At 64.8% G+C, this 21,106-nt stretch carries 17 protein-coding genes; 8 read left to right on the plus strand and 9 right to left on the minus strand.

The genetic code is table 11. The features are described from left to right. The first annotated feature begins 76 nt into the window (after positions 1-76). From NKH21_RS03260 to NKH21_RS03290, 7 genes are all read left to right on the plus strand, one after another. On the plus strand, positions 77-2,638 hold the full coding sequence (locus tag NKH21_RS03260) for a sensor histidine kinase (RefSeq protein WP_352863015.1): 2,562 nt from the start codon (positions 77-79) through the stop codon (positions 2,636-2,638). Between the two features lie 8 nt (positions 2,639-2,646). Further along, the gene (tsaE, locus tag NKH21_RS03265; protein ID WP_352863016.1) at positions 2,647-4,158 is read left to right on the plus strand and encodes a tRNA (adenosine(37)-N6)-threonylcarbamoyltransferase complex ATPase subunit type 1 TsaE; all 1,512 of its coding nucleotides are present in this window, start codon (positions 2,647-2,649) and stop codon (positions 4,156-4,158) included. 41 nt (positions 4,159-4,199) lie between these two features. Next, positions 4,200-4,958, plus strand: coding sequence for a nucleotidyltransferase family protein (locus NKH21_RS03270; protein ID WP_352863017.1), 759 nt, complete (start codon positions 4,200-4,202; stop codon positions 4,956-4,958). Further along, positions 4,955-8,092, plus strand: a complete 3,138-nt coding sequence (addB, locus tag NKH21_RS03275) for a double-strand break repair protein AddB (protein ID WP_352863018.1) — start codon at positions 4,955-4,957, stop codon at positions 8,090-8,092. The genes NKH21_RS03270 and addB overlap by 4 nt, the downstream gene beginning before the upstream one ends. Continuing rightward, positions 8,089-11,601, plus strand: a complete 3,513-nt coding sequence (gene addA / locus NKH21_RS03280) for a double-strand break repair helicase AddA (RefSeq protein WP_352863019.1) — start codon at positions 8,089-8,091, stop codon at positions 11,599-11,601. Before addB ends, addA begins: the two co-directional genes overlap by 4 nt. Before the next feature lie 72 nt (positions 11,602-11,673). Next, positions 11,674-11,997: a thioredoxin gene (gene trxA / locus NKH21_RS03285; protein ID WP_352663466.1), complete on the plus strand. Its 324-nt coding sequence runs from the start codon at positions 11,674-11,676 to the stop codon at positions 11,995-11,997. A gap of 132 nt (positions 11,998-12,129) precedes the next feature. Next, on the plus strand, positions 12,130-12,411 hold the full coding sequence (locus NKH21_RS03290) for a cupin domain-containing protein (protein WP_023718287.1): 282 nt from the start codon (positions 12,130-12,132) through the stop codon (positions 12,409-12,411). Between the two features lie 47 nt (positions 12,412-12,458). On the opposite strand, the gene NKH21_RS03295 is transcribed toward NKH21_RS03290, so the two are convergent. The 6 genes from NKH21_RS03295 to NKH21_RS03320 form a co-directional block, all read right to left on the minus strand. Next, positions 12,459-12,878: a VOC family protein gene (locus NKH21_RS03295; protein WP_352863020.1), complete on the minus strand. Its 420-nt coding sequence runs from the start codon at positions 12,876-12,878 to the stop codon at positions 12,459-12,461. 50 nt (positions 12,879-12,928) lie between these two features. Beyond that, positions 12,929-14,254, minus strand: coding sequence for a bifunctional folylpolyglutamate synthase/dihydrofolate synthase (locus NKH21_RS03300; protein ID WP_352863021.1), 1,326 nt, complete (start codon positions 14,252-14,254; stop codon positions 12,929-12,931). 55 nt (positions 14,255-14,309) lie between these two features. Beyond that, positions 14,310-15,236 (minus strand): acetyl-CoA carboxylase, carboxyltransferase subunit beta, encoded by a 927-nt coding sequence (gene accD / locus NKH21_RS03305; protein WP_352863022.1) that lies wholly within the window; start codon positions 15,234-15,236, stop codon positions 14,310-14,312. A 96-nt stretch (positions 15,237-15,332) separates the two neighbouring features. Beyond that, the gene (gene trpA, locus NKH21_RS03310; RefSeq protein ID WP_352863023.1) at positions 15,333-16,172 is read right to left on the minus strand and encodes a tryptophan synthase subunit alpha; all 840 of its coding nucleotides are present in this window, start codon (positions 16,170-16,172) and stop codon (positions 15,333-15,335) included. 2 nt (positions 16,173-16,174) lie between these two features. Next, positions 16,175-17,425, minus strand: a complete 1,251-nt coding sequence (gene trpB, locus NKH21_RS03315) for a tryptophan synthase subunit beta (protein ID WP_352863024.1) — start codon at positions 17,423-17,425, stop codon at positions 16,175-16,177. 32 nt (positions 17,426-17,457) lie between these two features. Next, positions 17,458-18,117 carry a phosphoribosylanthranilate isomerase gene (locus tag NKH21_RS03320; protein WP_352863108.1) on the minus strand — a complete coding sequence of 220 codons (660 nt, stop codon included), beginning with the start codon at positions 18,115-18,117 and terminating at the stop codon, positions 17,458-17,460. A 166-nt stretch (positions 18,118-18,283) separates the two neighbouring features. On the opposite strand from NKH21_RS03320, the gene NKH21_RS03325 reads away from it, so the two are divergent. Further along, positions 18,284-18,502, plus strand: coding sequence for a hypothetical protein (locus NKH21_RS03325; protein WP_352464644.1), 219 nt, complete (start codon positions 18,284-18,286; stop codon positions 18,500-18,502). An 8-nt stretch (positions 18,503-18,510) separates the two neighbouring features. Here the strand turns inward: NKH21_RS03325 and NKH21_RS03330 are convergent, their stop codons facing one another. The 3 genes from NKH21_RS03330 to NKH21_RS03340 all read right to left on the minus strand — a co-directional run bounded on the left by NKH21_RS03330 (position 18,511) and on the right by NKH21_RS03340 (position 21,102). Further along, positions 18,511-19,269 carry a M48 family metallopeptidase gene (locus tag NKH21_RS03330; protein WP_352663454.1) on the minus strand — a complete coding sequence of 253 codons (759 nt, stop codon included), beginning with the start codon at positions 19,267-19,269 and terminating at the stop codon, positions 18,511-18,513. Between the two features lie 97 nt (positions 19,270-19,366). Further along, entirely contained in the window at positions 19,367-19,843 is a 477-nt protein-coding gene (locus tag NKH21_RS03335; RefSeq protein ID WP_352663452.1) for a DUF2852 domain-containing protein, read from the minus strand. A gap of 116 nt (positions 19,844-19,959) precedes the next feature. After that, on the minus strand, positions 19,960-21,102 hold the full coding sequence (locus tag NKH21_RS03340; protein WP_352663450.1) for a benzoate/H(+) symporter BenE family transporter: 1,143 nt from the start codon (positions 21,100-21,102) through the stop codon (positions 19,960-19,962). Positions 21,103-21,106 lie beyond the last annotated feature (4 nt).

The raw sequence follows: 21,106 nt of genomic DNA on the forward strand, positions 1-21,106 counted from the left end.
ATTCGCGGTCCGGGGACGAGGCCCGGGCGCACGCATCAGGGCGGTCTTGCATTCAGGCGGCGAAGAGGACCAAGACATGCCGGGGGATAACCCGCCTTGCGCGGGACAGGCCGTTTCCGGCGGCCATCACGATTCGATCACGGGCTCCGCTGCCAGAGGCGGCAGCCTTTTATGGCGTGCCGGCAGCCGTGTCGGGGTGCTGCTTGCTTCTTCCGCGCTGGTTGGTCCGCTGCTTGGCTTTACTGCACATGCCCAAACCCGCGTGGCGCAAAAGGCCGGGCTGTCGGTCAGCACGGTCGAGGTCATGCAACTCGCCATGTTCGTCGGCGTCATGGGGGCGGCCTTGCTGTCGGCCATCTTTCTGATCCGCGAAAGGGCGCGGACCTCGGCGGAAAATGCCGAGCTCAGGACCCGCATCGCCGACGTCAATGCAGCGCTGCAGCGCTCGGAGGCGCTGCTCCATTCCCGCGATCAGCGCGTGGTGGTATGGGCGGCCGAGAACAAGAAACCCGAGCTTGTCGGGACGTTGCCGATCGAAAGCGGCGCGCCGGAGGACCGGGCCGCCTTCCTGGCTTTCGGCCGCTGGCTGATGCCGCGTTCGGCGGCCGCACTCGAACATGCCATCGCGGCGCTGCGGGACAGGGCAAAGCCGTTCGATCTGGTTATCGAATCGCAGGCCGGCCAGCCGCTCGAGGTCCACGGCCGCAAGAGTGCGGCGCATGTGCTGGTTCGCTTCGTCTCGCTTTCGGAGACACAGCGAAGCCAGGCCAGGCTGAAAATCGAGAACCAGCGCTTAGCCGCCGACCATGAGACGCTGATCGGGCTTCTCGATGCGCTCAAGATGCCATCATGGCTGCGCACCGTCGACGGGCGGCTGAAATGGGTCAACCGGGCCTACGCCGAAGCGGTCGAGGCCGGGAATGCCGAAGCGGCGGTCCGCGATGGCAAGGAATTCCTCGGCGGCCAGGCGCGCGACACGATCGCTGCGCAACACAAGTCGCACCCCGTCTTCGAACAGACGCTCTCCACGGTCATCGAAGGTGACCGCCGCATGTTTGCCGTGACCGATTTTGCCGGGGCGGATGGTTCGGCTGGTCTTGCCTGCGACATCAGCGCTATCGAGGCCATTCGCGCCGAGTATGAGCGGACCGTGCAGAGCCACGCCGATACGCTCGATCAGCTCAACACCGCCGTGGCGATTTTCGATACCGACGAGAAATTGCGGTTTTTCAATCAGGCGTTCCAGAAACTATGGGGCCTCGACAGTGGCTTCCTGCACAGCGCGCCGGACAACGCCTTGCTGCTCGACCGCCTGCGCAGCGAAGGCAAGATCGCGGAGCAGCCCGAATGGCGGCGCTGGAAAGAGGGTTTGCTCGGCGCTTACCGCGCGGTTGAATCGCAGGAGCATTGGTGGCATCTGCCGGACGGCAAAACCATTCGCGTCGTCGCCAATCCGCAGCCCAAGGGCGGCGTCACCTGGGTGTTCGAGAACCTGACCGAGAAGATGGACCTTGAAAGCCGCTACCAGACCGCCGTGCGGGTCCAGGGCGAGACGCTCGACAACCTTGCCGAAGGCGTCGCTGTGTTCGGCCCCGACGGCAGGCTGAGATTGTCGAACCCGGCCTTTGCGGCATTGTGGGGGCTGGATGCCGATGCCTCAAAACCCAACGTTCATGTCTCGACGATCCGCGACCTGTGCGACCGCCGTGCCGTCGATAGTCCGTGGGGTGGGTTCGTTGCCGCCATCACCGGCTTCGACGACGAGCGCCGCGACCGCCACGGCCAGACCGAATTGAACAACGGCACCGTTTTGCGCTACGCAGTCATCCCTTTGCCTAACGGCCAGGTGATGATGACCTTCGTCGACGTTACCGACAGCGTCAACGTCGAGCGGGCACTGAAGGACAAGAATGAGGCGCTGCAAAAGTCCGACCAGATCAAGAACGAATTCGTGCAGCACGTCTCCTATGAGCTGCGCTCGCCGCTCACCAACATTATCGGCTTTACCGAGCTTCTTTCACTGCCGTCGACTGGTCCGCTGAACCAGAAGCAACGCGAATATATCGGGCATGTCGGCTCGTCCTCCTCGGTCCTGCTCACCATCGTCAACGACATCCTCGATCTGGCGACGGTGGATGCCGGCATCATGGAACTCGACATTTCCGAAGTTCACATCGACCGAACCATTACAGCCGCCGCCGAACTGGTCGCCGACCGGCTGGAGGAACATGCGATCAAGCTTAGGATCGACGCGGCGGCCGCGCCGAAAACCTTCCACGGCGACGAGATACGTGTCCGCCAGATCCTCTACAATCTGCTCAGCAATGCCGCCAATTACGCGCCGGAGGCGAGCACCATAACGCTCGCCTGCCGCCAACTTGCCGACGGCGTGGAATTTTCCGTTCACGATGACGGTCCCGGCATGCCGCCGGACTTGCTTGACTCGGTGTTCCGGCGCTTCGAGCCGCGCACCAATGGCGGCCGTCGCCGTGGCGCCGGGCTCGGCCTTTCGATCGTCAAGAGCTTTGTCGAACTGCATGGCGGCAGCGTCCGCATCGAGACAGGCAGGGATAAGGGCACCACGGTTGTCTGCGCCTTTCCCGACACGCCGTCCGGCATCCGCGCGGCGGCCGAGTAGCGCGTTCGATGGTGGTATTGGTGCTGGAGCGTTTTCTCGCCGACGAGGCCGCGACGGCAAGGCTTGGTGAGGATCTCGCCATGTCGCTGCGCATTGGCGACGTGCTCGCTCTCAAGGGCGATCTCGGCGCCGGCAAATCGACCTTGGCACGGGCGCTGATCAGGGCACTGGCCGACGATGCCGGCCTCGACGTGCCGAGCCCGACCTTCACCCTGGTCCAGAGCTACGACACGCGTGTGCCGGTCCATCATTTCGATCTCTACCGTTTGGGCACGGCATCCGAGCTGCACGAGCTGGGCTTCGACGAGGCGCTGACGCAAGGCGCCGCGCTGGTCGAATGGTCGGAGCGGGCAGAGGCATATCTGCCGAAAACCTCGGTGCTGGTCGAACTTCTCCAGCAGGGCCATGGCCGACTGGCGAGACTGTCGGGAGAGGGCGCCGCCTTCGAGCGCGCGGCGCGATCGCTGGCGATGCGCGATTTTCTCGGGCAGGCCGGTTGGGGCGAAGCGCAGCGGCGATATTTCATCGGTGATGCCTCGGCCCGCTCCTACGAGATCGTCACGCTCGCCGGATTTCCGCCGCGCGTGCTGATGAACTCGCCAAGGCTGGTGCTCGGACCGCCAGTTCGCGACGGCAAACCCTATGCCGAGATCGCCCACACCGCGCAATCCGTTTCGGCGTTCGTCGCCATCGATCGGGCCTTGCGGGCCGGCGGCGTCAGCGTCCCGGAAATCCATGCCCAGGACCTCGACCAGGGTTTTCTCCTGCTGGAACATCTCGGTTCCCAAGGGTTTCTCGACAAGCGCGGCCAGCCGGTGGTCGCGCGCTATGCGGCGGCGGCCGAACTGCTTGCCATGATGCACGGCAAAACATGGCCGGCCCGCATGCAGGCCGGCCCCGGCGTCTTCCACGAGGTGCCGCCTTTCGACCGCGACGCCATGATGATCGAGGCCGAATTGCTGGTCGACTGGTATGTCCCGGCGATATCAGGCGCTCCGCCAGGCGAGGCACTGCGCGCCGGTTACCGCAGCGAATGGAATGCGGTGCTCGATCGGCTGGAGGGGCGCGAATACACGCTGATGCTGCGCGACTTTCATTCGCCCAACCTGATCTGGCGCGGTGACCGTTCCGGTCACGACCGCCTCGGCGTCGTCGATGTCCAGGATGCGCTGATCGGACCGTCAGCCTACGACGTCGCCTCGCTCGCCATGGACGCGCGCGTCACCATCTCACCCGAAATCGAAAAGCACACGCTCGCCGCCTATATCGCCGCGCGACGCACCGCCGGCGCCTTCGACGAGGACGAATTCCGCGAAACCTATGCAATCATGGCCGCACAGCGCAATTCCAAGATCCTCGGCATCTTCGTGCGGCTCGAAAAACGCGACGGCAAGCCCTATTATCTGAAGCACCTGCCGCGCATCCGCGACTATCTTCGCCGGGCACTGGCGCATCCGGCGCTGGCCGGGCTACAGGATTTCTACATCGCCCACGGCTTGCTGGAGGAACGGTCGATTTGACGGCTAAGGATTTGGGCCTGGAGGCGTCGCACGAGGGACCGATGCCAACGACCGCCATGGTGCTCGCCGCCGGGCTCGGCAAGCGCATGCGGCCGATCACCGACACCATGCCGAAGCCGCTGGTCAAGATCGCCGGCAAGACATTGCTCGACTGGGGGCTGGACTGCCTGGCCGAAGCCGGCGTCGCCAACGCCGTCGTCAACGTCCATTACCTGCCGCAACAGATCGTGGACCATGCAGCCCGCCGCAGTGCGCCGAGAATCGTCATCTCGGATGAGAGTGGCGGCTTGCTCGACTCTGCCGGCGGTATCATCAAGGCATTGCCCAGGTTAGGGGCGCCCTTCTATGTGCTCAACGCGGACACCTTCTGGATCGACAGCGGCGTTTCCAATCTCAGGCGTCTTGCCCTTGCATGGGAGGGCGCGACAATGGACATTCTGCTGATGCTTGCGGATCTCCAGTCGGCAACCGGGCATAGCGGCGGCACCGATTTCCTGATCGCGCCGGATGGCGCCTTGCGGCGTTCGAAGGGTGATCCAGCCGGGCTGATCTATGCCGGCGCCGCAATCGTCCATCCGCGCATCTTCAAGGATGCGCCGGCCGGCCCGCTGTCGCTCAACGCCTATTTCGATGCGGCAATCGCCGCCGGCCGCCTGTTCGGCATGAAGATGCAGGGTCACTGGATCACTGTCGGCACACCTGACGCGATCCCGCGGGCGGAAGCAGCAGTCGCCGCCGCGCTTGCCGGCGCGCCCGCTGCTGTTGCTGAGGCACCCGGCGCTCTTACCGAGTCGAAATGAGCGGCTCCCGCCGCGTTTTCTCGATCCCTCCCGGAGCGCCGTTCCTGCCGACGCTGGCCGAGGCGCTGCTTGCGGGGCGCCTGGTTCCCGGCTTTGCCTATGATGGCGATCCGCTGGTGCTGGCCGATCTCACTATCTATGTGCCGACGCGCCGTGCGGCGCGGGCGCTTCGCGGCGTCTTCGTCGATGTTCTCTCGCGCTCCGGAAGCCGTTCGGCGATCCTGCCGGTCATCCGCCCGCTCGGTGAGTTCGATGAAGATGAAGCCGCCTTCGAGGCGGGAGCTTCGGCCGCCATCGACCTTGCGCCGCCGATCGCCGCGGTAGAGCGTCTTCTGCTGCTTGCGCCGTTGGTGCGGGCGTGGAAACGCCGCCTGCCGGCACATGTCGCGGCATTGTTCGATGAGGAGATCGTCATCCCGGCCTCTGCCGCCGACGCCATCTGGCTGGCGCGCGACCTGGCGCGGCTGATGGATGAGATCGAGACCGAAGGCACGGATTGGGCAAGGCTCGCCGACCTTGTAACCGGCAATCTGGCGGGCTGGTGGCAGGTGACGCTCGACTTCCTGACCATCGTGACCGAGAACTGGCCGAAGCTGCTCAAGGAACGCCATCGCTCCAATCCGACCGCGCACCGAAACGCCCTGATAAGGCTGGAGGCGGCGCGGCTGAAGCGCAATCCGCCGGCCGGGCCGGTGATCGCCGCCGGTTCCACCGGGTCTATTCCCGCCACGGCCGAGTTGCTTGCCGTGATCGCCGGTCTGCCCAATGGTGCCGTTGTGGTGCCCGGGCTCGACCGGACACTGGACGACCCCTCCTTTGCCGCCATCAGTGCACTCGGTGCGCGCCCGGCCCTGCTTGGCCACCCGCAATACGGCCTGGCAAAGTTGATCGGCAAGATCGGCGTGCCGCGCACCGACGTCGAGGACCTTGCTGTTGCACCGCGGCCGCTTGCATTGCGCGCCGCACTTGTCGGCGAAGCGCTGCGCCCGGCGGAGACCACTGAGCTCTGGGCCGAGACGCGCGCCGGTTTCACCGCCGGCGATGTTGCCGAGGCCTTCGCCGGCGTGACGCTTCTCGAAGCCGCCAGCGAACGCGACGAAGCAGTGGCGATCGCCGTCGCGCTCAAACAGGCCGTCGAACGGCCCGGCCAGCGCGCCGCACTTGTCACCGGCGACCGTGCTCTGGCGCGGCGCGTCTCGGTCGAGCTGCTGCGCTTCGGCGTTGCCGCCGACGATTCCGGCGGCACGCCGCTCATCAACACGCCAGCCCCCAGCCTGCTCAGGCTGGCACTTCAGGCAGCCTTCCGCCCCGGCGACCCTGTCGCCCTGCTGTCGCTGCTCAAGCATCCGCTGCTTGGCCTCGGCCTGGAGCGGGCAAGCGTGCGCCATGCGGCCGAGATCGTCGAACTCGTGGGGCTGCGCGGCGGCACAGGGCGTCCGGACGTGGCGTCGCTGCCGCAGCTCTTCGACACCCGGCTCCTCGAATTCGACGGCGGCGGCAACCGCCGCCCGCCTTTCTGGCGATCGCGCCTCTCGGTCAGGCGCATCGAACAGGCGCGCGATCTGCTGATCCGGCTAACGGCTGCGCTGGCGCCGCTGGTTGCCTTTCGCGGCGAGGAAAATGCCGATCTTGCCACGCTTGTGCGCGCCAGTGTCGGCGTGCTCGAAAGCCTCGGACGCGCCGCCGACGGTAGCCTGAGCGAACTCTATGCCGGCGATGCCGGCGAAAAGCTCGCCGAGCTCTTGCGCGGGCTGGTCGCGGCCTCGGTGTCGTTCTCCTTCGCGGCGGACGAATGGCCTGACGTGATGGAGGCGCTGATCGCGCCCGAGACGGTCAAGCCGGCGCAGGGCACCGACAGGAACATCGCCATCTGGGGCGTGCTGGAAGCGCGGCTTCAGGACGTCGATACGCTGGTCGTCGGCGGGCTCAACGAAGGCGTGTGGCCGCGCAAACCGGAGAGTGACCGCTTCATGTCGCGGCTGATGAAGACCGGCATCGATCTTGAACCGCCGGAGCGGCGCATCGGCCTTACCGCTCATGATTTCCAGATGGCGATGGGTGCCAAAAAAGTGGTGCTGGCTCGCTCCGGCCGCTCCGGCGACGCACCGTCAGTGCCCTCGCGCTGGCTGCAGCGCATCCTTACCTTCGTCGGCGAGGATCATGCGGCGGCACTTCGCCGGCGCGGCGACGAACTGCTTGCCTGGGCGCGTGCGCTCGATGCCGGCGAAAAGCAGGACTTTGCGCCGCGGCCGCAGCCGAAACCGCCGCTCGCCGCACGGCCGCACCACTTCTCGGTCACCGAGATCGAAACGCTGCGTCGCGATCCCTATGCGGTCTATGCCAGAAGGATACTCGGCCTGATGCCGCTCGATCCGGTCATTCGCGATCCGGGCGCCGCCGAGCGCGGCACGCTGTTTCACGCTATTCTGCACCTCTTCTCAGCGAGGGTGGCCGAACCGCGGGCGCCGGAGGCGCTGGACGGGCTCATCGCCGCAGGCCGCTCCTGCTTTGCCGACGCGGCCCTGCCCGCCGACGTCGAGGCGGTGTGGTGGCCGCGCTTCGAAAAGCTTGCCGCCGGCATCATCGAATGGGAGCGCGGGCGGGCCGCAGCCGTGGCACGGCGGCACGCCGAGGAACGCGCCGAAAAGATCGGTGTCGGCCGATCCGGCGTGACCCTGTCCGGCTATGCCGATCGAATCGATCTGTTGGCTGGCGGAATGGCCGACATTCTCGACTACAAGACCGGCTCGTCGCCATCCAAAGCACAGGCGCACACGCTGCTCGCGCCGCAACTGGCGCTGGAGGGCGCGCTGCTGCGTCGCGGCGCCTTCAAGGAGCTTGGCGCGCGTGAGCCATCGCAACTGGCCTTCGTGCGGCTGAAGCCGAATGGCGAGGTGTTCGAGGAATCGATCCTCGAATACAACCGCAAGCCGCGAACCGCCGCCGATCTCGCCGAAGAAGCGTGGGCGCGGCTGGAAAAACTGCTGATCCACTACGCCGACCCGGCGACCGGCTATCTGTCGCGGGCGCTGCCGTTCCGCGAGGGCGAGACCGACGGCGACTATGACCATCTCGCCCGCGTGCTCGAATGGTCGGCCGGCGGCGATGCCGACGACGAGGGCGGGGAGGCATGAAAAAGGCCTACCCAATTCCGAGCGACACTGCCGCGAGCCAGGCAAGCGCCTCCGACCCGCGCAATTCCGCCTGGGTGTCGGCCAACGCCGGATCGGGCAAGACCCATGTACTCGCCCAGCGCGTCATCCGGCTTTTGCTGCGCGGCACCGATCCGTCCAAGATCCTGTGCCTGACCTATACGCGTGCCGCCGCCGCCAACATGTCGAACCGGGTGTTTTCGACCCTGTCGCAATGGACGGCCCTGGGCGATGCCGAGCTCTCGACACGGATAGAGGCGCTGGACGGCCGCCAGCCCGACCGCGAAACCATGCGCCGGGCGCGGCGGTTGTTTGCCGAGGCGCTGGAAACACCGGGCGGACTGAAGATCCAGACCATCCACGCTTTCTGCGAATCGGTGCTGCATCAGTTCCCGCTGGAAGCCAACATCCCGGCGCATTTCGAACTACTCGATCCGCAGATGGAGGCTTCGCTGTTTGCCGCCGCCCGCCGCGACATGATTTCGGGCGGCGTTGCAGGCGATGCGGCATTGGCCGAAGCTTTTGCCACCGTGCTGGAGCGCGGCGGCGAACATGGGCTCGACGCACTGCTGGCCGAGATCGTGCGCAAGCGCGATGGTTTGCGTGCCTTCATCGCCGCGGCCGGCGGCGATGGTTTTCAGGCGCTGTTCGACGAGTTTCAGTTCCGCGCCGGCCAGACGGCCGAAGGTATAGCCGCCTCGGTCTGGCCGCTGCCCGGCTTCCTGCCGGATTATCTCGTCACCTTTTCACGGGCGGCCGAGGCCGCCGATGCGCGCATCGTGCTGAACAATCTCTTGCCCTACGCCCGCCTTGCCTTTGCCGAGGAGGATCCGGTCCGTCGCCTGAATTTGCTCTCTAAGGCTTTCCTGAGGGCCGACGGCGGCCCTTACGATCCGGCAAAGACGTTTAAAAGGGCCTTGCTTGACCGGCTGCCCGATCTTGCCGAACGTTATCTGGCGGCGGTCGACGCCATTCTCGAAATCTCCGACCGGCTGGCCTTGTTCAGGATGCTGGAAGGCACGCGTGCCGCGCTGACCATCGCCGACTGGCTGATCGCCCGCTACGAGCAATTGAAGCGCGCCCGCGGCTTCCTCGACTTCAACGACCTGATCACCCGCACCGTCAACCTTCTGGCGCGGCCCGATGCCGGCCCGTGGGTGCAATACAAGCTCGACCAGGGCATCGACCACATCCTCCTCGACGAGGCGCAGGACACCAGTCCTGACCAGTGGGAGGTGGTCAAGCGGCTGGCGGAGGAGTTCTTTGCCGGGCTCGGCGCACGCGACGCCGTCCACCGCACCATCTTTGCTGTCGGCGACGAAAAGCAGTCGATCTATTCCTTCCAGGGAGCCGCCCCGGATTCCTTTGCCGACAGCCGGCTTTTGTTTGCCGGCAAAGTTAGATCCGCCGCCGCCGCCTTCGCCGATCTCAAGCTGACCTGGTCGTTCCGGTCGACCGAAGATGTTCTTGCCGGGGTGGATCGTGTCTTTGCCGACCCGAACGTGCGGCGCGGCATCAGCCGCGATCCCGATCCGCTCGACCACAAGGCGATCCGCAACGATGCGCCGGGTTATGTCGAGGTCTGGCCGTCGATCGGCGCCGACGTCGTCGACGAACCGGACGATTGGACGCAAGCGGTCGACCATGCTCACGCGCCGGCAGTCCGCGTCGCTGAAAACGTCGCAGCGACCATTGCCGGCTGGATCGGCGGCGGCGAGGTGATCGAAGGGCGTGGCAAGAAACTCCGGCCCGGCGACGTGCTAGTGCTGGTGCGCAAGCGCGACCGCTTCGTCCATGCGCTGACGCGGGCGCTGAAGCGCCGCGACATTCCGGTGGCCGGCGCCGACCGGCTCAGCCTGCCCGGCCACATCGCGGTGAAGGACCTGATCGCACTCGGTCATTTTCTCATCCAGCCCGAGGACGATCTGTCGCTGGCCGCCGTGCTGCGCAGCCCGCTCTTCGATGTCCCGGAAGAGCAGCTTTTCGCGCTTGCTGCCGAGAGGCCGTCGGGCGTCTCGCTGATCGCCTCGCTGCGCCGGCATGCCGGCGAAAGCGAGGCGTTGGCCGCCGTCGTCAGCCGGCTCGACACATGGTCGAACGAGGCCGCATTCAAGCCGGTGTTCGAATTCTATGCCGCAGCTCTCGCACGCGACGGGCTGCGCAAGAAGATGATCGCGCGGCTCGGTCCGGAGGCCGGCGATATCCTCGACGAATTCCTGAATTTCTGCCTGGCCGAGGAGCGGACCGGCCTGCCGGGACTAGAATCCTTCCTGTCGACATTGGAAAACGCCGGCCCCGAGATCAAGCGCGAAATGGACCAGACCCGCGACGAGGTTCGCGTCATGACCGTGCATGCCGCCAAAGGCCTGGAAGCGCCGGTGGTATTCCTTGTCGATGGCGGCTCGGCGCCGTTCAGCGACCAGCATCTGCCGAGATTGATGCCGTTCGAAGGCTCGGGCGACTGCTGGCAGGGCAAGGGTTATCTCTGGCGCTCGGCCAGCGATGTCGCCAATGGATTTTCACGCGCTGCATCGGCCCGCGCTCGCGAACTCGCCGACGATGAATACCGCCGGCTGCTCTATGTCGGCATGACCCGCGCCGAGGATCGGCTGATCGTCTGCGGCTACCATGGCAAGCGGGCGCCGAATACCGGCACCTGGCATTCGATCGTCAGCCGCGCACTGGTCGGTGCCGCGGAGAGCGAAGCACGCCGGCATCCCGCCACTGGCGAGACCGTGCATCGTTTCCAGGTGACGAAACTGCCGCCGATGCCGCTGGCGTCAGTGGATGAGGCACGACAGGCGGAACGCTTTGCGCCATTACCGGAAACCCTGTTCCAGCCACTGCCACCCTACGAGGAATTGCCGCGGCCGCTGTCGCCGTCCGGCGCCTCGGTGCTGATCGACGAGGCGCGGCAAGCGGTGGCCGACACGCGTTCGCCGGTGCTGGATATCGACGCCGAGCCCGGCTTTGCCGTGATACGCGGGCTGGCGCTGCACAAATTGCTGCAGATGCTGCCCGGCATCGCCGAGGAAAAACGCCGGGATGCCGCCGAACGCTATCTGGCAAGAGCCGGCGCGGAATGGCCCGACGACGAGCACGACAAGGCCTTGGCTGGCGTTTTCAGAATTCTTGCCGACGGCCGTTTCGCGCCGCTGTTTGCGCCAAACTCGCGCGCTGAAGTCGCCATCATGGGCAGCCTGGAGGTAAGGGGCAAACTGCGCTCGATTTCCGGCAAGATCGACCGACTGGCAGTAACGCCGGACAAGGTTTCGATCGTCGACTACAAGACCAATCGGCCAGCGCCAGCTACGCTCGCTGAAGTGCCTCAAGCCTATGTTCTGCAGCTCGCACTTTATCGCGCGCTGCTTCAGCCGCTCTATCCGGGACGCGAGGTCTCGGCGGCGCTGCTGTTCACCGAGGCGCCGCGGCTGATCGAGCTGCCGGCGGCGGCCATGGACGGTGCGCTTGCTAGACTCACGGGAGCGTGACACAACACTTGCTTGAAGACGGACGCGATCACCACCACATTTGGTGCGACGAACAATCGAAAGGATCTCAGCATGGCCACCGTCAAGGTCGACAAGAGCAATTTCCAGGCCGACGTGCTCAACGCCAAGGAGCCGGTCGTGGTCGATTTCTGGGCGGAATGGTGCGGCCCGTGCAAGATGATCGCCCCGGCGCTTGAGGACATCGCCATCGAACTCGGCAGCAAGATAAAGATCGCCAAGCTCAACATCGACGAGAATCCTGAGCTGGCCGCGCGGTTCGGCGTGCGCTCGATCCCGACGCTGATGATCTTCAAGGGCGGCGAAGTCGCCGACATGAAGGTCGGTGCCGCGCCGAAAACGGCATTGTCGCACTGGATCAACGGCAGCCTCGCCTGATCCAATCAAGATTTTGCAGAAAAGCCCGGCCTCGCGCCGGGCTTTCTTTTGCTGGCGTCATTGGTGGGCCGCTCTGGCACTCGCGGCTTGCCGCCCCGTATTCTTCTCTTCTGAACACAAAGGAGAAGCGATATGACCGGATCCGCCAAGGCCACCGTCTTCATCGACAATGAGCGCGTCATCGTCACCGAATACCGCTTCGCCCCGGGCGACAACACCGGCTGGCACCGCCATGGCCACGACTATGTGATCGTGCCGTTGACCGACGGCAAGGTGAAGCTCCTGACCAAGGATGGGGAATCCTTCGCCGAAATGAAGAAGGGCGCGCCGTATTTCCGCAATGAGGGCGTCGAACATGACGTCATCAGCGCAAACGATGGCGAATTCGCCTTCATCGAGGTCGAGCTGAAATAGTCCACCAACCATCGGCTGCGCCGCTGCAATTGTCCGGCGCCGCGCGATCACCAATCCGCGATACGATCGCCGCCGACGAATTGGGCGCTTTTCTCAGTGTATTCGAACAGTTCTATCTTCACGCCGTTGGGGTCACGAATCCAGGCCTGGTAGGTGTCATCGCACGCGCGTTTCTTGGAAGTGACATCAACCCCCTTTGACCTCAAATGGACGATCGCGGCGTCGATGTTTTCCACTTCGAGGCAGAAGTGGTTGATCTGGTTCAAGTCGCTATAGCTTGCGCCGTCTTTCTGGAACACCTCGACATGGCTACGGCCGCCGCAATTGAGGTAGAAGCCGAAAATCTCTCCGTCGCGCAGGAAATTGAACTGTGTATCCATGCCGAGGACGTCCCGATAGAAGCTTCGCGTGGTCTCCAGGTCATTCGCGAAAATGCAAACGTGAGCGAGCTGCTTTACCTTGATCATGACTGGCTCCTCGCGGTGACCTGGTAAGTGTGTCCGGGTGGAGGCACGCCTCAAACCGGCGGCGTGCCGTTTTCGGCCAATACCGCACCGGCCAGGTAAAGCGATCCGCCGATCAGGATGCGTGGCGGTGGTCCGTCCCATGTGTCGCGCAGCAGCATCAGCGCATTGGCGACGGAACTGACCGGTTCGGCCGACAGGCCGGCCTCGATAGCGCGTGTCGCCAGCTCGTCGTTCGGCACGCCGGCGTCGCTCAGGCTCACCGGCACTGTGTAGACATGCCGGACCAGCCCTTTGAAGGCGCGGAAATAGCCGCTCTGGTCCTTGGTGTTGATCATGCCCGAGATCAGGAACAGGGGCCGCGGGTTCTTTTCCTCCTGCTCGGCCAGCGCCTCGGCGACGACAACGCCGGCGCCGGGATTGTGGCCGCCGTCGAGCCAGATGTCGGCGCCCTTCGGCGCCAGTTCGCTCAGCCGGCCTTGCGGCAGCTTCTGCATGCGGCCCGGCCAGGCGACATTCGTCATCGCCTTCTCGGCGGCTCGGTGGCTGATCTCGAAGCCCGCCGCCTTGACCGCCGCGATCGCCGCCGCCGCATTGGCGAATTGATGGCGCCCCGGCAGGCGCGCCGGCGGCAGGTCCATCAACCCATCTTCGTCCTGATAGACCATGCGGCCGTTTTCCTCATAGGCGAGGAAATCCTGGCCATAGACGAAGGCGGGGCAGTCGAGCCGCTCGGCGGTTTCGATGAGCACCTGCTGCGCCGTCTCGCTTTCCTGCGCGCCGATGACAACCGGGCATCCGCGCTTGATGATGCCGGCCTTTTCGGCGGCAATCAGCTCGACGCGGTCACCGAGATAGGCTTCGTGGTCGAGCGACACCGGCATGATCACCGACACGGCCGGCTCGGCGATGACATTGGTGGCGTCGAAGCGGCCGCCAAGGCCGACCTCGAGGATGACGGCATCGGCCGGATGTTCGGAAAACAGCAGGAAAGTGACGGCGGTGAGGATTTCGAAGACGGTGATCTTCTGGCCTTGATTGGCTTTGGCGACGCGGGCGATGGCTTCGGCGAAGACCTTGTCGTCCACGAGCCTGCCGCCGCCATCATCGGCCAGCCGGTAGCGCTCGTGCCAGTTCACCAGATGTGGCGAGGTGTGGACGTGGACGCGGTAGCCGGCGGCTTCGAGCAGCGCCCGTGAAAAGGCGGCACAGGAGCCCTTGCCGTTGGTGCCGGCGATGTGGATGACCGGCGGCAGCTGGTCCTGCGGATTGCCGAGGCGTTCGAGCAGCCGCGAAATGCGGTCGAGCGAAAGGTCGAAGCCCTTCGGGTGAAGCGCCATCAGGCTTTCGATTTCGCGGTCGGCGGCAAGCGTGGTCATGGCGAATCCTAGGCGCGCCACGGACGGCGCGCAATCGCAGTTCGTGGCGAATGCGTCAGGCGTGCGGCCGGGCTTCGGCCGGAATCACCGACGGTGGCAGGATCTCCGGCTCCTGCGGTTTTTGCTCTTCCGGCAGCTTGAGCAGCATTCTCAGCAGCCGCGCAATCGTCTGGCGCATTTCCAGCCGTGACACCACCATGTCGACCATGCCGTGTTCCATCAGATATTCGGCGCGCTGGAAGCCGTCGGGCAGCTTTTCGCGGATGGTCTGCTCGATGACGCGCGGGCCGGCAAAGCCGATCAGGGCGCCGGGCTCGGCAATATGCACGTCACCCAGCATGGCGTAGGAGGCGGTGACGCCACCGGTCGTCGGGTTGGTCAGGACGACGATGTAGGGCAGGCCGGCTTCCTTCAGCCTGTCGACGCCGACCGTGGTCCGCGGCAACTGCATCAGCGACAGGATACCTTCCTGCATACGGGCGCCACCGGAGGCCGCAAACAGGATCAGCGGCCGCTTGCGCTGCAGGGCGACCTCGAAACCATGCACGATGGCATCGCCGGCCGCCATGCCGAGCGAGCCGCCCATGAAGGCAAAATCCTGCACCGTCACCACCACCGGCACGCCCTCGACCGTGCCCAGCGCATTGATGATAGCGTCTTCCATGCCGGTCTTGGCCTTGGCATCCTTCAGCCGGTCTACGTAGCGCTTCTCGTCGCGGAACTTGAGCGGATCCTGAACGACCTTGGGGTTTTCCAGCGTCTCGTATTTGCCGTCGTCGAGGAAGAATTTCAGCCGTTCCTTGGCCGATATCTTCATATGGTGGCCGGAGGACGGGATGACGAACTGGTTCTGCTCCAGATCCTTGTGGAACACCATTTCACCGGTCTCGGGATCCTTGATCCACAGGTTTTCCGGCATGTCGGTGCGGCGGCCGAGCATCGAATTGATCTTCGGACGGACGTAATTGGTGATCCAGTTCATTCGCTTCGGCTCCTGTCCTTACGAAGAGTTAGACCATGATCCCGAAAAGTGGAAACTGGTTTTCGGCAAAGGTCATGGCCAACCAGAAGATCAAGATTATTCGGCGGCAGCAAGGCGAGCCGCGCGAACCCCTTGCGAAAGCCCGCTGACCAGCGTGGCGACGGCCTCGGCCGGATCGGCGGTCTTTTCGCCCTTCGGCCCGAGCACGTTGGCGACGGCATTGACGATTGCGGTGCCGACAACGACGCCGTCGGCCGACGCGCCGATGGTGCGCGCCTGCTCGGCGGTCTTGACGCCGAAGCCGACGCAGACCGGCAGGTCGGTATGGCTCTTGATGCGCTTGACCGCTGCCGCCACCTTGCCGGTGTCGGCCAGTGCCGAACCGGTAATGCCGGTCATCGAGACGTAGTAGACGAATCCCGATGTGTTCTGCAGCACCTTGGGCAGGCGCTTGTCGTCGGTGGTCGGCGTCGCCAGCCGGATGAAATTGATGCCGGCCTTGAGTGCCGGGATACAAAGTTCCTCGTCCATCTCAGGCGGCAGGTCGACGACGATCAGCCCGTCTATGCCGCTGGCCAGCGCATCGCTCAGGAAGCGCTCGACGCCGTAGATGTAGATCGGATTGTAATAGCCCATCAAGACGATCGGCGTTTCACTGTCTCCGGCGCGGAATTCCGAGGCCATCTTCAACGTTTTGACCAGGGTCTGGCCGCCCTTCAGCGCCCGCAGGCCGGCCGCCTGGATCGCCGGGCCGTCGGCCATTGGATCGGAAAACGGCATGCCGAGCTCGATGATGTCGCTGCCGGCGCCGGGCAGCGCCTTCATGATCGACAAGGACGTCTCATAGTCGGGGTCGCCGCCCATGAAATAGGTGACGAGTGCCGGGCGCCCCTCGGCCTTCAGCTTTGCCATGCGGCGGTCGATACGGGTGGCCATGATCAGATCTCCATGCCCAGCATATTGGCCACCGTATGCACGTCCTTGTCGCCGCGGCCGGACAGGTTGACGATGACGATCTGGTCCTTGTCCATATCGGGCACGATCTTCACCGCCTGTGCGATGGCATGGGCCGATTCCAGCGCAGGAATGATGCCCTCGACGCGTGTCGTCAGCTGAAACGCCTCCAGCGCCTCGCTGTCGAGGATCGGCACATAGTCGACGCGGCCGGAATCGCGCAGCCATGAGTGCTCCGGCCCGACGCCGGGATAGTCGAGGCCGGCCGAGATCGAGTGGCCGTCCATGATCTGCCCGTCGGCGTTCTGCAGGAGGTAGGTGCGGTTGCCGTGCAGCACGCCGGGCGCACCGGCACTCATCGAGGCGCAATGCTCGATGCCGTCGAGGCCGCGGCCGCCGGCTTCGACGCCGATGATGTGCACCTCACTGTCGTCGAGGAAGGGATGGAACAGGCCGATAGCGTTGGAACCGCCGCCGACACAAGCGATGATGGTGTCCGGCAGCCTGCCTTCCTGCTCGAGGATCTGGGCACGCGCCTCAGTGCCGATCACCGACTGGAAGTCGCGCACCAGCTCCGGATAGGGGTGCGGGCCGGCGGCGGTGCCGATCAGGTAATAGGTATCCTCGACATTGGTCACCCAGTCGCGCAGCGCTTCGTTCATTGCGTCCTTCAGCGTGCCGTGGCCGGCGGTCACCGGCCGCACCTCGGCGCCCAGAAGCTTCATACGAAAGACGTTGGGGCTTTGCCGCGCGACGTCGGTCGCGCCCATATAGACGATACAGGGAAGGCCGAAGCGCGCCGCCACCGTGGCGGAAGCGACGCCATGCTGGCCGGCGCCGGTCTCGGCGATGATCCGCGTCTTACCCATGCGCTTGGCGAGCAGGATCTGGCCGAGGCAGTTGTTGATCTTGTGCGAGCCGGTGTGGTTCAGGTCCTCGCGCTTGAAATAGACTTTTGCGCCACCCGCGAGGCCCTTAGCCGCGGAAACCCCGCGAAGATGCCGGGTCAGGCCTTCGGCGAAATAGAGCTTCGACGGCCTGCCGGCATAATGCGTCGAGAGATCGGTCAGCTCGGCCTTGAAATCCGGGTCGTTCTTGACCTCGTTCCAGTGCCGCTCCAGCTCGAGGATCAGGGGCATCAGCGTTTCGGCAACGAAACGACCGCCAAAAATGCCGAACATGCCCTGCTCGTCGGGGCCGGTGCGGAAGGAATTCGGTATCGCCGGCTTGTCCATCGCCGATCTCCTGGTTTGTGGCTTGAAGCGGGTCAGGCGGCGCGGTTGTCGCGTGCTGCCCCGACGGCCCGGAAAAATTGTTCGATCAGCGCCGGTTCCTTGACGCCCGGGGCGCTCTCCACGCCCGAGGAAATATCAATTCCGGGCGGGTTCGCCAGCCGAAGGGCGTCGCCGATATTGCCGGCATTGAGCCCACCGGAAAGCATGTAATCGACGCCGGCGTCAAGGCCGGCCAGAACGCGCCAGTCGAAGGCAAGGCCGTTGCCGCCCGGCAATTCCGAACCCTTAGGCGGCTTGGCGTCGAACAGGAAGCGGTCGGCAATGCCGATGAAGGGTTTAACCCGCTCGAGATCGGCAGCCTCGCTGACCGGCAGCGCCTTCATCACCGGCAAGCCGAAGCGCACCTTCACTTCGGCCACCCGCCCGGGCGTTTCGGCGCCGTGAAGCTGCAGCATGTCGGGCTGCATCTTTTCGACGATCTCATCCAGGAACACGTCGCTGGCGTCGACCGTGACCGCAACCGCCTTGGCTCTGCCGCGCGCCGCTTCGCGCAGGCGGCCGGCTTCCGCCGGCTCGACATAGCGCGGGCTTTTGGCAAAGAAAATGAAGCCGACATGGCTGGCGCCGCCGGCCAATGCCGCAGCCAGAGCCTTGTCGGTCTTCAACCCGCATATCTTGATGTCGAGCGCCATGGCGCGGGATTGGCACGAAACAGCCAAAGAGTCGAGAAAAAGCATCCTGTTTGCCGCCAGCGCGGAACGCGCTACCTTGCTAATGTAAGAGCCGAATGCGCTACCTTGCTAATATAAGAGCGCGACGCGCTACTTGCTCAGGCACAAAGGCGGGAGAACAAAGACCATGCCGGAAAAGACCGTCGCGGAACTCAGGCACAAGCTGGCGCAGGCCCATGAGGTCATCGCTCATTTGATGGACAAGGCCGCTTTCAACGGCGCCGAGGCGCACCGGGCGCTGGCATATTTCAGCAACGACACCTTCGAGCAGGATTTCCTGCCCTGGCCGCGCCATGTCGATGAGGGGTTGCGGCCGGAGGAGTTGAACGCGGCGAATGACGATTGATCGGACAACTACTCGAACGTGATCGCCTGCAGCGCGCCGCCATTGCGCTTGAGCCAGTCCTTGCAGCGCTCGGTGTCCGGGCAAAGCTGCTCGCATAATTTCCAGAATTTCGGGCCGTGGTTCATCTCCTTGAGATGCGCCACCTCATGCGCGACGAGGTAGTTTATCACCGGCCGCGGCGCCATCATGATGCGCCAGGAAAACGACAGATTGCCCTCCGACGTGCACGATCCCCATCGGCTAGACGTATCCTTGAAGCGGATCGCCTTGGCGCGCTTGCCGACCGCAGCACTGTGCTTGGTCACCAGCGCTTCGATCTCGCGCTTGGCTTCGCGCTTGAGGAAATCGGCGATGCGGCGCGGCAGGTGCACGCGTTCGCCATGCACGATCATCAGCGGCCCGCGCTCGTCGCGCGATAGCGTGACCGTGCCGCGTTTCGACGGTTCATGGACGATGCGATGCGGCACGCCACGCACCGGTATCTTGATGCCGGGCCGCACCTGCGGCCGATTGGGCACTTTGGCCAGCCTTTGCTCCAGCCAGTCCTGATGGCGGTCGAGGAATTTTTCGACCTCGCCGCGGCGCAGTCCCGGCGGCACGGTGATGCGCAGGCCGCGGCCGCCGGAATCGATGCGCAGCGTCAGGCGCCGCGCCCGGTCGTTCTCGACGATCTTGAGCGGCAGCGTGCGGCCGGCAACGCAATGCTCGCGCTCCACGACGGGCGTGGGCTTGGGTTTCGTCGGGGTGCGAAAGAAGCCGAAGGACATTCCGGGACGATACGTGATTCGAGGGAAACGACTAGAACAAAAAAGAAACGGCGCCGCTGACGCGACGCCGTTGGATTATCTATCTGCGCACGGGACCTTACTCGTCGAGCAGGCCTGGCGTGGACTTGCCGCTGGGTTTGTTGTTCGTCGTCGATCCGGTCGTGGGCGACGTCGACTTGTTGCGATTGGCCATGAAGCGATCGAACTCCTCCTGGTCCTTGGCGCGGCGCAATTCGCGGGCATATTCGTCGAACTCGCTCAGCATCTCGTCGAGCTTGCGGCGTTCCTCGGCAAGCCGCTCGAGCTCCTTCTCGCGCCAATCGTCGAAAGCGACGTTGCCGGTGCGGGCGGAGCCATGACCCCAGCGCGCGGCCTTATCGGAACCGCGGCGGCAGCCGGCGAAGATGCCGTCGGTGGCGCGGTTGACGTCACGCTTGAAGCCGTCGAGCCTGTCGCCCCAGATGATGTAGGCGAGCATGGCTAAGCCGAGCGGCCAGAACACCATGAACCCGATCACCATCAACGCGATGGTCGCCGGCGTCCAGGCCGGACGGATCAATGCAGATGTGTTCATTTCTCCCAATCCTTCAGTTGGAGACAGCCAAATCCGGCTGCGTGGAATCGAAATGGGATGGAGAAAACGGCGATTCAAGACAGCAACCGCCAAAACCGGACAAGCGGCTGAAATGATTATCGCTTTTTGAGCTTTTCGAGGAAAAGCACGACCAATCCCGCAATCAGCCCCCAGAACGCCGCGCCGACGCCGAACAGCGTCAGCCCCGATGCGGTGACGGCGAAGGTGACGGTGGCGGCCATCCGCTCGTCCTCGTCTTTCAAGGCGATTGACAGCGCATTGGCGAGCGGTGCCATTAGCGCCAGGCCGGCGACCAGCGCGATCAGGCTCTGCGGCAATACGGCGAAGATCGCCACCAGCGATGCGCCGAACAGGGCAAAGACGAGATAGGCCAGCGCGTAGAACGGCCCGGTCTTCCAGCGCTCGGCCGGATCGGGATGCACATCAGGCCCGGTGCAGATCGCCGCGGAGATCGCCGCCAGATTGGTGGTCGAGGCGCCGAACGGCGCCGTCAGCAGCGAAAACAGGCCGGTGACGCCGATCAGCGGCCCGGGTTCGGGATGATAGCCGGCTGCCCTCAGCACGGCGAGGCCGGACAAGTTCTGCGAGGCCATGGTGACGAGGTAGAGCGGCAAGGCGAGGCCGATGATCGCGGTGGCGCTGAACTGCGGCATCACCAGCGTCAAGCTCGAAAGTTCCGGTGCCGGCAGACCGCCGACCCGGCCGGTGAGAAAGGCGGCGAGACCGCCGCCGATCAGCACCAGCAGCACCGACAGCGCCGGGTTGAACAGGCGGATGGCGAAGAACGCCGCAACCAGCGGCAGGATCAGCCAGGGGTCGAGGGGAACGGTTTTCACCGCATTGATGGCGAAGGTGACGACGATGCCGGCCAGCATTCCGGATGCGACCGAAGCCGGTATTCTGGCGATCAGCTTGGTCAACGGCCTGAACAGGCCTGTGGTGATCAGCAGGACCGCGGTGACGATGAAGGCGCCAACCGCCTCGCCCATCGAAAAGCCGGTCGATGCGGCGATCAGCGCGACGCCTGGCGTCGACCAGGCGGTGATGACCGGCATTTTCGTACGCCACGACAGCCACAGGCTCTCGATCGCCATCGCCAGGCAAAGCGCCGTCACCCAGCTTGCGGTCTCGACCTGCGTTGCGCCGACCGCCTTGGCCGCGGCAATGACGATGGCCAGCGTACCGCCGAAGCCGACGATCGCCGCCACCGAGGCGGACACCGGAATGGAAATGCGCATGTCT

The sequence above is a fragment of the Mesorhizobium sp. M1329 genome, from assembly GCF_040318035.1.
In the GTDB taxonomy this organism is placed as follows: domain Bacteria; phylum Pseudomonadota; class Alphaproteobacteria; order Rhizobiales; family Rhizobiaceae; genus Mesorhizobium.

Bases quoted from the DNA above. Each gene is read 5' to 3' on its own strand.
- NKH21_RS03260 (WP_352863015.1), top strand. From the start codon at position 77: ATGCCGGGGGATAACCCGCCTTGCGCGGGACAGGCCGTTTCCGGCGGC.
- tsaE (WP_352863016.1), top strand. From the start codon at position 2,647: ATGGTGGTATTGGTGCTGGAGCGTTTTCTCGCCGACGAGGCCGCGACG.
- NKH21_RS03270 (WP_352863017.1), top strand. From the start codon at position 4,200: ATGCCAACGACCGCCATGGTGCTCGCCGCCGGGCTCGGCAAGCGCATG.
- addB (WP_352863018.1), top strand. From the start codon at position 4,955: ATGAGCGGCTCCCGCCGCGTTTTCTCGATCCCTCCCGGAGCGCCGTTC.
- addA (WP_352863019.1), top strand. From the start codon at position 8,089: ATGAAAAAGGCCTACCCAATTCCGAGCGACACTGCCGCGAGCCAGGCA.
- trxA (WP_352663466.1), top strand. From the start codon at position 11,674: ATGGCCACCGTCAAGGTCGACAAGAGCAATTTCCAGGCCGACGTGCTC.
- NKH21_RS03290 (WP_023718287.1), top strand. From the start codon at position 12,130: ATGACCGGATCCGCCAAGGCCACCGTCTTCATCGACAATGAGCGCGTC.
- NKH21_RS03295 (WP_352863020.1), bottom strand. From the start codon at position 12,878: ATGATCAAGGTAAAGCAGCTCGCTCACGTTTGCATTTTCGCGAATGAC.
- NKH21_RS03300 (WP_352863021.1), bottom strand. From the start codon at position 14,254: ATGACCACGCTTGCCGCCGACCGCGAAATCGAAAGCCTGATGGCGCTT.
- accD (WP_352863022.1), bottom strand. From the start codon at position 15,236: ATGAACTGGATCACCAATTACGTCCGTCCGAAGATCAATTCGATGCTC.
- trpA (WP_352863023.1), bottom strand. From the start codon at position 16,172: ATGGCCACCCGTATCGACCGCCGCATGGCAAAGCTGAAGGCCGAGGGG.
- trpB (WP_352863024.1), bottom strand. From the start codon at position 17,425: ATGGACAAGCCGGCGATACCGAATTCCTTCCGCACCGGCCCCGACGAG.
- NKH21_RS03320 (WP_352863108.1), bottom strand. From the start codon at position 18,117: ATGGCGCTCGACATCAAGATATGCGGGTTGAAGACCGACAAGGCTCTG.
- NKH21_RS03325 (WP_352464644.1), top strand. From the start codon at position 18,284: ATGCCGGAAAAGACCGTCGCGGAACTCAGGCACAAGCTGGCGCAGGCC.
- NKH21_RS03330 (WP_352663454.1), bottom strand. From the start codon at position 19,269: ATGTCCTTCGGCTTCTTTCGCACCCCGACGAAACCCAAGCCCACGCCC.
- NKH21_RS03335 (WP_352663452.1), bottom strand. From the start codon at position 19,843: ATGAACACATCTGCATTGATCCGTCCGGCCTGGACGCCGGCGACCATC.
- NKH21_RS03340 (WP_352663450.1), bottom strand. From the start codon at position 21,102: ATGCGCATTTCCATTCCGGTGTCCGCCTCGGTGGCGGCGATCGTCGGC.